The sequence below is a fragment of the Trinickia camelliae genome, from assembly GCF_053525655.1.
On the sequence record NZ_JBCHAA010000029.1, the window covers coordinates 31,501 to 44,203 of the forward strand.

General features: G+C 62.9%; 12 protein-coding genes. 8 read left to right on the plus strand and 4 right to left on the minus strand.

Going from position 1 to position 12,703, the window contains the following annotated elements:
- Positions 1-20: 20 nt before the first annotated feature.
- Positions 21-1,169: a branched-chain amino acid ABC transporter substrate-binding protein gene (locus tag AAHK20_RS31945; protein WP_449185512.1), complete on the minus strand. Its 1,149-nt coding sequence runs from the start codon at positions 1,167-1,169 to the stop codon at positions 21-23.
- Between the two features lie 601 nt (positions 1,170-1,770).
- On the opposite strand from AAHK20_RS31945, the gene AAHK20_RS31950 reads away from it, so the two are divergent.
- Positions 1,771-2,469 (plus strand): dienelactone hydrolase family protein, encoded by a 699-nt coding sequence (locus AAHK20_RS31950; RefSeq protein ID WP_449185513.1) that lies wholly within the window; start codon positions 1,771-1,773, stop codon positions 2,467-2,469.
- Between the two features lie 114 nt (positions 2,470-2,583).
- On the opposite strand, the gene AAHK20_RS31955 is transcribed toward AAHK20_RS31950, so the two are convergent.
- The 3 genes from AAHK20_RS31955 to AAHK20_RS31965 all read right to left on the minus strand — a co-directional run bounded on the left by AAHK20_RS31955 (position 2,584) and on the right by AAHK20_RS31965 (position 5,414).
- Entirely contained in the window at positions 2,584-2,898 is a 315-nt protein-coding gene (locus tag AAHK20_RS31955; RefSeq protein ID WP_449185514.1) for a high-potential iron-sulfur protein, read from the minus strand.
- A 115-nt stretch (positions 2,899-3,013) separates the two neighbouring features.
- Positions 3,014-4,132, minus strand: coding sequence for an NAD(P)/FAD-dependent oxidoreductase (locus tag AAHK20_RS31960; protein ID WP_449185515.1), 1,119 nt, complete (start codon positions 4,130-4,132; stop codon positions 3,014-3,016).
- 304 nt (positions 4,133-4,436) lie between these two features.
- Positions 4,437-5,414, minus strand: a complete 978-nt coding sequence (locus AAHK20_RS31965) for an AAA family ATPase (protein ID WP_449185516.1) — start codon at positions 5,412-5,414, stop codon at positions 4,437-4,439.
- A gap of 297 nt (positions 5,415-5,711) precedes the next feature.
- Here AAHK20_RS31965 and AAHK20_RS31970 point away from each other — a divergent pair, with 297 nt between their 5' ends.
- From AAHK20_RS31970 to bcaP, 7 genes are all read left to right on the plus strand, one after another.
- Complete coding sequence (locus AAHK20_RS31970; protein WP_449185517.1) at positions 5,712-6,215, plus strand: hypothetical protein; 504 nt, start codon at positions 5,712-5,714, stop codon at positions 6,213-6,215.
- Positions 6,216-6,233: 18 nt separating this feature from the next.
- Positions 6,234-7,043, plus strand: coding sequence for an endonuclease/exonuclease/phosphatase family protein (locus AAHK20_RS31975; RefSeq protein WP_449185518.1), 810 nt, complete (start codon positions 6,234-6,236; stop codon positions 7,041-7,043).
- Between the two features lie 113 nt (positions 7,044-7,156).
- On the plus strand, positions 7,157-7,804 hold the full coding sequence (locus AAHK20_RS31980) for a LysE family translocator (protein ID WP_449185524.1): 648 nt from the start codon (positions 7,157-7,159) through the stop codon (positions 7,802-7,804).
- A 155-nt stretch (positions 7,805-7,959) separates the two neighbouring features.
- The gene (locus AAHK20_RS31985; RefSeq protein ID WP_449185519.1) at positions 7,960-8,730 is read left to right on the plus strand and encodes a ferredoxin--NADP reductase; all 771 of its coding nucleotides are present in this window, start codon (positions 7,960-7,962) and stop codon (positions 8,728-8,730) included.
- Between the two features lie 467 nt (positions 8,731-9,197).
- A complete protein-coding gene (locus AAHK20_RS31990) occupies positions 9,198-10,088 on the plus strand; it encodes a sensor histidine kinase (protein ID WP_449185520.1) in 891 nt (296 codons plus the stop codon).
- A complete protein-coding gene (gene rqpR / locus AAHK20_RS31995) occupies positions 10,085-10,741 on the plus strand; it encodes a response regulator transcription factor RqpR (RefSeq protein ID WP_449185521.1) in 657 nt (218 codons plus the stop codon). Before AAHK20_RS31990 ends, rqpR begins: the two co-directional genes overlap by 4 nt.
- Before the next feature lie 324 nt (positions 10,742-11,065).
- On the plus strand, positions 11,066-12,466 hold the full coding sequence (bcaP, locus tag AAHK20_RS32000) for a branched-chain amino acid transporter BcaP (protein ID WP_449185522.1): 1,401 nt from the start codon (positions 11,066-11,068) through the stop codon (positions 12,464-12,466).
- Positions 12,467-12,703 lie beyond the last annotated feature (237 nt).

Consider the following 12,703-nt stretch of genomic DNA (forward strand, 5'->3'; position numbering starts at 1 on the left):
CCTGAAGCCAACGGAGCAAATTACATCTTCACTTCGCTGAGCAGCGACTTCTTGCCGCCCTTGTAGTTGTACAGCGAGATCACGCCGTGCTGGAGGTCGCCCTTCGAGTCGAACGTGGTTTCGCCAATCACGCCCTTGTAGTCGGTGGTCGGCATGGCGGCGACGATCTTCGCCGGATCGGTGGAGCCCGCGCGCTTCATCGCGTCAACGATGATGTACACGGCGTCATACGTGAACGGCGCGTAGATCTGGATCGGCTGGCCGAAGCGCTTCTGGAACTTCGCCTGGAACTCCTCGCCGGCCTTGCCCATCTTCTCGAGCGACCTGCCGGCCTCCGAGCAGACGACGTTGTCGGTTGCTTCACCGGCCAAGTCGGCCAGCTTGTCGGTACAGACGCCGTCACCCGCGAGCACCTTCGCGCGCAGGCCCAATTGCTTCGCTTGCTTCGCGAACGGGCCGCCGGTGGCATCCATGCCGCCGTACATGATCGCGTCGGGATTTTCGCCCTTGATCTTCGTCAGAATCGCGCGGAAGTCGACGGCCTTGTCGTTGGTCGCGTCATGCGACACCACGTTCATGCCGAGCGACTTGGCGGTCTTCTCGAACTCGTTCGCGAGACCTTGGCCGTAAGCGGTCGAGTCGTCGACGATCGCGACGCTCTTGAGCTTCAACTCCTTCGCGGCATAGTTGGCGAGTGCCGGGCCCTGCTGTGCGTCAGTCGCCACCACGCGGAAGGTCGTCTTGAAGCCTTGCTGCGTGAAGGCCGGGTTCGTTGCCGACGGCGTGATCTGCACGATGCCTGCATCGCTGTAGATCTTCGAAGCCGGGATCGACGTGCCCGAGTTCAGGTGGCCCACCACTGCGACGACCTTGTCGTCGACGAGCTTCTGCGCCACTTGGGTAGCCGTACGCGGGTCAGCAGCGTCGTCTTGAGCGTCGAGTTCCAGCGTGATCTTCTGGCCACCGATCGTGAGACCCTTCGCGTTGATTTCCTCAACAGCGAGGCGCGCACCGTTTTCGTTATCTTTGCCGAGGTGAGCGATTTGCCCAGTCAGCGGTGCCACGTGGCCGATCTTGACGACTTGATCCGCCGCGGCGCCCGTCGCCATCGTCGCAAACAGCATCGCTGCAGCGCTGATCGGCAACAGCTTTTGCATCTTGATATTCATGTAAGTCTCCAGTTTCGGTCCCAAAAACTACGTAATCGCCCTGTGCCCCGCATCAGTCTTATCCGTCTATATCCGGTGGACGACTACGCCGGATGCATCGGTCATGCACTTGGCCAAGTACGCGAGCCAACAAGTTTTTGGCAGGTGGCACCCCGTACTTGCGCGCAAGTGTAGGGCATCAAATTAATTTATGGGATTTTTTTGAGAAAGTGGGAAGACTACTAATAGCGCGATCGTTCGCAGCGCAATCCGCAGACTTGAAGATTGCCCGGAAACGCCCGGCCCATGCGGCTTTCGGCAAAACCAGGGTTTTTGCGGATGCCTGCGATTTGCGCCTGCTAAGGCGGTTGAGACCATTGGCCGCGACGAATATGACGGCTATAAGTCGCGCCTTCTTGGGAGGTAGTCGCGCTCCGTCAATTGAGCCAAACCGGCTAAGCGAACTTGTTACGCGCTATAGGTAAATGACAGGCCCATGCGCGGCCCGATCGTTTCACGCGATGCGCCAAACTCCGCCGCTTGGCGCCGCCTCTGCAACAGTCTTCGATTGGTGGCACACTGGCGGCCCGATTTTCTCCCCTCGTTCTAATAGGAGATCGACGTGAGCATCACTTCCCGCTGGATCGACATCCCCACCGGCAACGACCACTTTCCTGGCTATCTGGCGCTGCCCAAAGGCGGCAAGGGGCCGGCCGTCATCATCATTCAGGAAATCTTCGGCGTGAACGGCCATATCCGCTCGGTCGCGGATCAATACGCGCTCGACGGCTACGTGGCCCTTGCGCCGGACATCTTCTGGCGCACGCAGCCTCGCATCGAACTCGGCTACGAAGGCGCCGATCGCGACAAGGGCATCGAGATTCTGCAGAAGACCGACGTCGACCTCGCGACGGCGGATATCGGCGCGGCCGCGCAAGCGCTGCGCGCGATGCCCGAAGTGTCGGGCAACGTGGCGGCCATCGGTTATTGCTTCGGCGGACGGCTTGCTTATCTGGCCGCGGCGCAGGGTTCGATCGACGTCGCGGTGGCCTATTACGGCGGCGGCATTCAGAACCAGCTCGACCAGGCGTCGAAGATCAAAGCGCCGATTCAATTCCACTACGCCGAGCTGGATGCGGGCATTCCGCTAGAGGCGGTGGGTCAAGTGAAGGAGCGTTTCATTGGCCGGGACGACGTCGAGTTCCATCTGTATCCGAACGCCCATCACGGCTTCAACTGCTCGGACCGCTCCGCCTACGACCAACACGCCGCCGCGCTCGCGCACGGCCGCACGCTGACGTTCCTCGGCGAGCATCTGTAAGACTTGCCATTGCGGCTTGCCCATTGCGCGGCAAGTCCGGCACGGCCGCGCAGCGCGAAGCCGCGCGGCCGTGCTTCAACAGGCGGCCGCTGCTTGCGGCCACGCTGAGATGAATCAGGCCTTCTTGTTATAAGCGCTGCACCAGCCCTTCCCCGACACTTGCTTGCCGCCGAACATCGGGCACGGCGCCCACGCATCGGTCGCCTTGCCTTGGTAGAAGCTGCAGTTGCCGCAATCCTGGCCAGCGGCGTACTTCGCCCATTTGGCCTTATCGACTTTGGTCGCGTCTTCCTTATAGCCGAGCGCCTGCGCGGTGGGATCGGCTTCGGTCACTTTCGGCGCGTCAGCGAAGGCGGCCTGGCGGGACAGCGCGAGCGTCGACGCGACGCCGATGCTCGTGATCAAGAACGTCCGACGAGATGATTTCATTGGGGACTCACTCCACGTTATATGAACTTGGACGCCGTTCTAGCGACGGCAGTGTCAAAGCATAGCAACGAAGCGGCGCGGTGTGGCGCCCGAAATGGTGGAGATAAGGAATTGCTTAGCTGCTCGAGAAGCCGCGCCCCGCCACCTCGCACACGCGCTGCGCGATCGCGAGCGACGCCGTCAAACCAGGCGACTCGATCCCGAACAGATTCACGAGCCCTCGCACGCCATGCGCGGCCGGCCCCTGGATGACGAAATCGGCCGCCGCCTCGCCCGGCCCCGAGAGCTTCGGACGAATCCCCGCATACGCGGGCTGCAGCGCGCCCTCGGGCAGCGCGGGCCAATACTCGCGGATCGCCGCGTAGAACGAATCGGCGCGATGCGGATCGACATCGTAATTGATCGCATCGATCCACTCGACATCGGGACCGAAGCGCGCCTGTCCGCCGAGATCGATCGTCAGGTGCACGCCAAGCCCGGCTTCGTTCGGCATCGGATAGACGAGCCGCGAAAACGGCGCGCGTCCCGACACGGTGAAATAGTTGCCGCGAGCCAGATAGAGCGGCGGCACGTGGCGCGGATCGAGCCCGTGGATCTTGCGTGCGATCGCGTTCGCCTGCAGCCCCGCGCTATTGACGACGCACGCCGCGCTGATCGTCGTCGGCGCCGCGCCGCCGACGCTCACGATGAAGCGCCCGTTGCGGCAATCGATCGATTCGACCGGCGCATGAAACACGCACACCGCGCCATCGTTCTCCGCATCGCCTTGAAGCGCGAGCAGCAGTTGATGACTGTCGACGATGCCCGTTTGCGGCGAGAACACGGCGGCGACGCAAGATAGCGCAGGCTCGAGTTCATGCGCGTCGTCGCCGCTCATGCGGATCAAGTCCAGCACGCCGTTTTCCTTGCCGCGCGCCTCGATCGCCTGGAGTTGCGGAATCTGGTTGCGCGCCGTGGCGACCAAGAGCTTGCCGCAGCGCTCGTGCGGCACGCCGCGCGCCGCGCAATATTCGTAGAGCATTTCGCGGCCGCGCACGCAGAGCGTCGCTTTCAACGAGCCGCGCGGATAGTAGAGGCCCGCGTGAATGACTTCGCTATTGCGCGAACTCGTGCCGGTGCCGATAGCCTCGGTCGCTTCCAGCACGATCACTTCGCGTCCGCGCGCCGCCAGTGCGCGCGCCACTGCAAGACCGACCACCCCTGCGCCGATCACTACGCATTCGATCTGATCCATATTTGTGTTTGTCCTTGCGGCGCCATGCACCGCGCCTCTCCACTCGCGGTGGACATAGTGTGCGCCAACCTCGCTGCGCACATCGTTCGCTTTCGCGCTTCACACAAATTGTACGACTTGGAGGAACGCGCAAATGTCCCCATGCATACAACTACTGCGGACGGCGTGACAGGAACGTGACAGAAGCGCGACGATCGTGCGCCAACCGGCATTGGCGTCGGATCGCTTTTGTGAAACCTCATGCATTCGCGCTCAATCAGGCGATTTTTCACACTAAATAGCGGCGCGCCTCATGCAGAGCGCCTCAAAAACCGATCGGCTTGCGTCGTGCGCCATGCTCGAGCCGGATGTCGCCGGGACGCACTTGATCGCGTCCCGCCACGCGCGCCGCCCCGAAGCCGTTCAAGATCGCGCGGCGCATGTCGCGCGGCGAAGCCAGCGCGAGCGCGTCAAGCGTGTCGTCGGCGAGCGCCGCGGGAAAGCGCTGCCCCCACACATGCGCCGAGCGGATCTCTTCGTAGATCGACTGCGCGATACGCCGCGCGCCTTCGCGATCGGGCGCCGCGATTTCGTAGACACTCATCCGGTCGAGAATCGGCTCGGGGATCGCGCGCTCGTCGTTGGCGGTGGCGATCCAGATCACGTGGCCGGCGTTGATCGGAATCTCGGCGAACTCGTCGATGAAGGTGCGCGCGGTCTCCTGTTCGAGCAGCGCGTAGAGCGCGCCGAGCGGATCGTATTGCGAATCGCCGCTCGCCTTGTCGATTTCGTCGATCGCGATCACCGGGTTCGCGTAGCTGCCGTGCACGAGCGCATCGAACACCTTGCCCGGTTTCGCGTTCTTCCATTGCGACGACGCGCCCGACAAAATCCAGCCCGCCGTCAGCGAGCTCATCGCGACGTATTGATACGATGTGCCAAGCAATCGCGAGAGCTGCTTCGCGAAGTGCGTCTTGCCGATGCCGGGGTCGCCGAGCAAGAGGATCGGCATCAGTTCGAGCCGGTCGTCGGTTTCGAGGCACAGCGCGACTTGTTTTCGAACGTCGTCGAGCGGTTCGGCGAAGTTGGGCAGCGCGTCGATCAGATCGTCGATCGACGGCATCCGGTTCGGCTTCACGCAAAAGCGCAAGTTGCCGGCCTTCAGCATCTTTTCGTACATGACGCGCAGCGCTTCGTTCGCGCCTTCCCCGAGTTCGTTCAGCGCGGTTTCGACCTCGTCGAGATCGTAGACCTGGCTGAACGACGCCAACGCGAGTTCCTGTTTGACCATGGCGGTTGTCATCGCTCACCTCGCTCTTTGTGTGTGCTGACGGTCGGCCCGATTCCCGATTGGGTATCGATATAACGCGCGATACCAGGCTTTGGCGCACATTGCGTCACGCATTGATTTGAGTGTAGCGACGCAATATTCGTGCGCAAGCGAGCAGCCGACGCGCTGTGCTGCTGATACGGCGGGCCTCGCACGGACCGCGCTCGCGCCAACTGAACCCGTCCCCCGATGCGCGGTCAGAAAACCGTAATTTCGATAGAGCGTAAGATGGGCGCCTATGCTTTTTTGAGCGCCGTGGAGAGATTCTGGATGTGGAAAACCCGTGCCGCCGTGCTGTCAGCCGCCTTGTTCACCTTGTCTATCGCCGCGCACGCGCAAACCGCGGCGCAGCCACCGGTGCACTGGGAACTGCAGGTCATGCGCGACGGGCAGCAGATCGATTCCTTCGACGCCACCACGACAGTGGGCCAGGCGCACACCGATACGCATCATCACGAAGTCATGCATGACGTCGGCTGCCAGAACAGGCCGGCGGGCAACATCGATCTCGCGCGCACGCTGACGGTATCGCCCACTCAGGCGACCCCAGATTCCGTGACGCTCGCGATCGAAGCGCAGGAAACGCTCGAAGACGACAGCGCGCCGCAAACGGTGGAAGGCTGCAAGCTGCCGCCGCAGCCGCGCGAAGTCACGGCGAGCCACCCGGGACTGACGATACCGAACGGTCAATGGGCGACGTGGACGATCGTCGACAAGAATCCGACGCTGGTGTACCGCGTGCGCGCCAGCGTTCCGCCTCTGAAAACGAATTGAAGTGGGAACGACGCGGCAATGCGAAATCCCGAAGAACTTGCACAACTGAAACGTGAGAGTCCGCTGAAAAAGGACTTCATCGCGGTGAGCTGGAACCTTCACAAAGGCCGCTCGCCGCTCGGCTTCACAGCGTGGAATGCGATGCAGCGCTGGGTGGAATCGACACACGCCGACGCCTATTTCCTGCAGGAAGCGATGGCGCGGCGCATGCCCGGCCCGGTGCTCGCGACGAGCTTCGGCGCGCCTGTCGTCCACGATCCGCTCGAAGACGTCTGGCATTGCCAGGCGACTGAAATCGCCCGCTCACTCGAGCTTGATATCGCGCTCGGGCCGAATGTCTTCAAGCCGTCGTGGCGGCATGGCAACGCGATCTTGTCGCCGCATCCGCTCGATCTCGGCGGACGCTGGGATATCTCGGCACACCGCTTCGAGCGCCGTGGGCTGCTCGTCGCGCGGGCGGCGTTCGCGGGGGAGTCGGTCACGCTGCTGTGCGCGCACCTCGCGCTCACGCGCGCGGCGCGGCTGCGTCAGATGAACTGGATTGCACACTGGATCGCGCGCGAGGCGCCCGCTGGTCCGCTCGTCCTCGCGGGCGATTTCAATGATTGGCGCAATGATTCGGTGCCGCTCTTCGGCGAACTCGGCCTGCGCGAAGTGGCGACCTGGCTCGGCGAATCGGGCCGCACGTTTCCGGCGTTCTCGCCGGCGCTCGCGCTCGACAAGATGTTCGTGCGCGGCATGCGGCCCGTCGAGTGGATTCAGCCGGCCCAGGAAACGGCTTGGCTGTCGGACCATCTGCCGTATATGGCGCGGCTGCGGCTCGAATGAGCGTGGCAGCGTTCGTGTCAGTGGCAAAGCGCGTATAAGGGATTTCCCTCTCGCGATTATCAGCAAGCAGGTACAGTAGCAGCTTCGCGCCACCGCCCAGCCCGAGCCTCGTCATCGCCCATTACCTGCCGATCCTGCTGCAAATCGCCGTCGTCTACCTGGTCGCCGCCATCAGCCCGGGACCGAATTTCTTCATGATCACGCAGCTCTCGCTCGCGGGCCGGCGCAGCCTCGGCGCCGCTTCGGCGCTCGGCGTGGGCACGGCATCGGTGACTTGGGCGACGCTTGCGATGCTCGGGCTCGCGGCCATCCTGCAGCAGATCGAGTGGCTCTATACCGGTATTCGGATCACGGGCGCCGTCTACCTCGTCTACTTTGGCCTCAAGCTGCTGCGCTCGAGCGCCAAGGCCGAACCGGCGGCCGCCGCCGCCCCGGACACCGCCGAGCCCGAGGCACACGACGCCGCGGCCTACTGGCGCGCGTACCGCTCCGGTCTCCTCACCTGTCTTACGAATCCGAAATCCTGCGTGTTCTGGACCAGCGTGTTCGCGGCGATGTTTCCCGCGCATCCGCCGCTCTGGTTCTACGGCGTGGTGCTCGCGTTGATCGGCGTGCTGTCGGCCGGGTGGTACAGCAGCGTCGCACTGATGTTCGCGTCCGAGCGCACGCAGCGCGGCTACCGCAAGCTGCGCCGGCCGATCGACGGCCTGTGCGGCGCCGCGCTGGTCGGCCTGGGCGCAAAGCTCGTCGCCGAGCGATAAAACCCGCGCCTTATGCCGTCGAGTTATTTCGATATGTAAGGGGTGTCGAAGACGCATAAGGTGTGCCGGGTTAAAATGCGCGTTTTCCCGTCGTTTTGCGACTCCCTGTCCGGCGCCTTCGGCGCCCCGGCGCAGCGACGCATCTCCTAGAAGCCATGAGCAACCTGAATTCTCAAACCGTTCTCTCCGTCCATCACTGGACCGATACGCTTTTCAGCTTCACCTGCACGCGCGACGCCGGGTTCCGCTTCGAAAACGGCCAATTCACGATGGTCGGCCTCGAAGTCGAGGGTAAGCCGCTGATCCGCGCCTACAGCATGGCGAGCGCCAACTACGAAGAAAACCTGGAATTCCTGAGCATCAAGGTTCAGGACGGCCCGCTGACCTCGCGTCTGCAGCACCTCAAGGTGGGCGACCAGGTGCTGATCGGCAAGAAGCCGACCGGCACGCTGATGTGCGACAACCTGCTGCCGGGCAAGACGCTGTGGCTGCTGTCGACGGGCACGGGCCTCGCGCCGTTCATGTCGATCATCAAAGACCCGGACGTCTACGACCGCTACGAAAAGATCGTGCTGACGCACACCTGCCGTTTCGTCGACGAACTCGCGTACAAGGAATACATCACCGATCACCTGCCGGCGCACGAGCACATCGGCGAGCTGGTGAGCGAAAAGCTCGTCTACTACCCGACCGTCACGCGCGAAACGTTCCAGAACCGCGGCCGGATCACCGAGCTGATCGACACCAAGAAGCTGTTCGCAGACCTCGACGTGCCGCCGTTCTCGAAAGAGAACGACCGCGTCATGCTGTGCGGCAGCCCGCACATGCTGCGCGACACGCGCGAGTTGCTCGACGGTCTCGGCTTCGAGGAAGGCAGCAACAATGCCCCGGGCCACTATGTCGTCGAGAAGGCGTTCGTCGGCTGATCGAGAGCGATCAGCGCACGTTTAGTCTGACGAATACCTTAAAGAACCGGAGCCTCGTGCTCCGGTTTTTTTATGTCCAGTGGGTTGCCGCATGCGCCTCGGCGGCCGGTCGCACTCGTTACTGCCATTCCTCCCAACCTGTCCGAACGTTACAAATCAATTCCTTACCGTCACTTTCCATGTCGGTGTTTTTCCTACATGAAAACCCGTGGCGCGTGTGAATCTTTGATGGCAAACAACACTAGAAGCCTTGTCACATCAGACTTTTAAATTGTTTTGGGATATCATCGCGGCGCGGCGGGAAGGTTTTGAAACAATCATAGGGTTAGCGCCGATTTGTTACGAGATGTAAAAATCGTTACGCTGAGTCGTTACCGTTTGTCCGTCGCACCTCGTCTTTTTGACCGTCTTGGCGGTGACTTTTGAGACGCACTGGAAGTGTGCTTGTGTCACCCGTAGGGAAAGCTATGGATACGTCGATCGTCGTACCAATCAACGCGATCACCTCGCTTGCGCTGCCAAGCGAGGCGGGCCGCGCTCACGGCATCGACCCATTCACCCAAGCCGAACATCTCGAGGCCCGGCGCGCCGCCGAGCGCGAAGCCGAGACGCTGCGCAAACGTGTGCGCGAGCTCGCGGCCGAGCTGACCAACGCCCAGGAAGACGCGCGCGCCTATCTGGCGCAGGAGCTGCATGACAGCGTCGGCGCCGAGCTGACCGCCGCCCGCTTCGCGCTCGCCAACGCCGAACACCGCCTGCCCGCCGACGCCGACCCGCAATGCGCGGCGTCGCTCGCCGTCGCCCAACAGTCGCTCGACGCCGCGAGCAACGCGAGCCGCCGTATCGTCGAGCACCTGCACGAGCGCCCGCTCGACGCCGGCATCGTCAGTGCGCTGTCGCAATGGACCGAAGGCTTCGCCGCCCGCACGCGGCTCAAGACCAGCTTCGTCTGCGCCGCCGACGTCCGCATCACCCAACTCCCCTACGGCGCGGCGCTCGCGATCTTCCGCGTCGCCCAGGAAGCGCTCTCGAACGTCGCGAAGCACGCCGGCGCGTCGTGCGCCAACGTGCGCATCGAGACCGACCGCCGCCATCTGACGGTGATCGTCGAGGACGACGGCCGCGGCATCGGACGCCGCGCCCGCCAGGACACGAGCGGCTTCGGCCTCGCCGGCATGCGCGCGCGCTGCGACGCGTTCGGCGGCAAGCTGCGCATCGTGTCGCACAAGCCGGGTAGCAAGGAGGAGCCAGCGCAAGCAAGCGGCACCGCCGTGCGCGCGCGCTTCGCGTGGCAGTCGATGCTCGAAGCCGACGCGCCGAGCCGCAACGTCTCGCTGTTCGTGAGGCCGGCCCGATGACGCTGCGCATCCTCCTCGTCGACGACCACGCAATCGTGCGCCAGGGCGTGCGGCAATTGCTGCTCGATCGAGGCATTGCGCGCGAGGTCGTCGAGGCCGACAGCGGCGCGCAGGCGCTCGCGAGCATCGACAAGACCGTGTTCGACGCGACCCTGCTCGACATTTCGCTGCCGGACATGAACGGCGTCGAAGTGTTGAAGCGCATGAAGCGCAAGGCGCCGCGGCTGCCGGTGATGATGTTTTCGATGTACCGCGAGGATCAGTACGCGGTGCGCGCGCTGAAAGCGGGCGCGGCCGGCTACCTGTCGAAGACGGTCAACGCCGCGCAGATGATCGAGGCGATTCAGCAAGTCGCTGCGGGCCGCAAGTACGTGAGCCCGGCCATGGCGGAGGCGCTTGCCGACTACGTCTCGTTCGACGGCGAGCAAATGCCGCACGAAAAGCTGTCGGACCGCGAATATCAGACGCTGTGCATGCTCGCGTCGGGCAAGCGCCTGACCGATATCGCGAACGCGCTGTCGCTGTCGGTGAAGACCGTGAGCGTGTACCGCTCGCGACTGCTGGAAAAGATGAAACTCAACAACAACGCCGAGTTGACCTTCTACGTGATGAGCAATCGTCTCGTCGACCTCAATCCGGCGATGACCGCATAAACGCCACGGGGGGCGCCAGAAGACGCTGTAAAGCAGCGCGAGATCAAAAGATGTTGTTCCCAACGGCTCCCGCGCCCGGCGCAGGGAGCCGTTTTTTTATCCCCGCTTAAATCCCCGATTCAAAAAGCCGCTCTGTCTAGTCAGAGGATTGGCTATAGTCTTTCCGCGGCCTTTCATCCGCACCCGCCTTATACGCATCCGTCTATGCGCACCCCGCCAAGAGGCGCTGCGACATCCGCTAAAATCGCGGGTTCCTCAAAAGAAATTCAGACGTTGCGCGCGGCGCCTGCCGCCTCGCTCGTCAACCAGGAGTCCTCGTTCCAAATGTCCCTTTTCCGCAAGAAAAACGTTGAACACATGATCGCCGGCGCGCAAGCCGCCGGCTTGAAGAAGGCGCTCGGCGCGCTCGACCTCACCTTCCTCGGCATCGGCGCGATCATCGGCACCGGCATCTTCGTTCTGACCGGCACGGGCGCCGTGCAGGCCGGTCCGGCGCTGATGGTGTCGTTCGTGATCGCCGCGATCGCGTGCTGCCTCGCAGCGCTTTCCTATGCGGAATTCGCGTCGACGATTCCGGTCGCCGGCTCCATCTATACGTATTCGTATGCGACGTTGGGCGAATTGGTTGCGTGGATCATCGGCTGGGACTTGATGCTCGAGTACGGGCTGGCGGGATCGGCGGTGTCGGTGGGCTGGTCGGGCTACTTGCAGTCGCTGCTCGCGGGCTTCGGCATTTCGCTGCCGGTCGCGCTGACGGCCGCCCCGGGCGCGGTGCCCGGCGTCACGACGCTCTTCAACCTGCCCGCGTTCCTCGTGATGTTCGTGATCACGGCGCTGCTGTCCGTGGGGGTGCGCGAATCGGCGCGCGTGAACAACATCATGGTCGCGATCAAGGTGACGGTGGTGCTGCTCGTGATCGTCGTGGGCGTGTTCCACGTGACGCCGGCCAACTGGCATCCGTTCATGCCGAACGGCTTCAACGGCGTGTTCGGCGCGGCGGCGGTGATGTTCTTCGCGTTCATCGGGTTCGACGCGGTGTCGTCGGCGGCCGAGGAAGTCGGCAATCCGAAGCGGGACTTGCCGATCGGGATCATCGCTTCGCTGGCCGTTTGCGCGGTTCTTTACGTGGCGGTGGCGGCGGTAGTGACGGGCATCGTGCCGTCGGCGCAGTTCGCGAATATTTCGCACCCGGTGTCGTACGCGCTGCAAGTGGCGGGACAGAAGTGGGTTGCGGGCTTCATCGACCTGGGCGCCGTGCTCGGCATGCTGACCGTGATTCTCGTGATGAGCTACGGGCAGACGCGGATCATCTTCGCGATGTCGCGGGACGGGTTGTTGCCTAAGGCGCTGTCGCGCGTGCATCCTCGCTTTGCTACGCCGTTTTTGACGACTTGGATCGTGGGGCTGTTTTTTGGGCTCATCGGCGCCCTGGTGCCTTTGAATGTGCTCGCCGAGTTGATCAATATCGGGACTTTGGCGGCTTTCTCGATGGTGTCCATTGCGGTGCTTGTGTTGCGGCGCACGCATCCTGAGTTGCCGCGGGCTTTTACGTGTCCTGGGGTGCCGGTTGTGCCGGTTTTGGCTGTCGCCGCTTGTTTGTTCTTGATGTTGCATCTGCAAGCTATTACCTGGATCGCTTTCTTGGTTTGGCTTGCGATCGGGATGGTCGTCTACTTTGGCTATTCGCGGCATCACTCCAAATTGGCGCATTCTGCGCGGCATTGAGGTTTTTTCTTTGCGCTCTGCGCCGGGTAGGGTGGCATTTTAGGGCGCTTGTTTGAGCAAGAGCGGTACTTCTGGTGTATTCGGGAGTGCCGCTTTTTTTCGTCTACTCGACGGGTTTTTGCCTGCGGCGCCTTGTTTGTCGTTTGCTTGGGGTTTCGTGAACACTTTGAATTCGCGCCGGCCCGTATAGTCCGTCCCTCCCCGGGACCGGGGTCACTTTGGTCCTTGCCCAAAGTA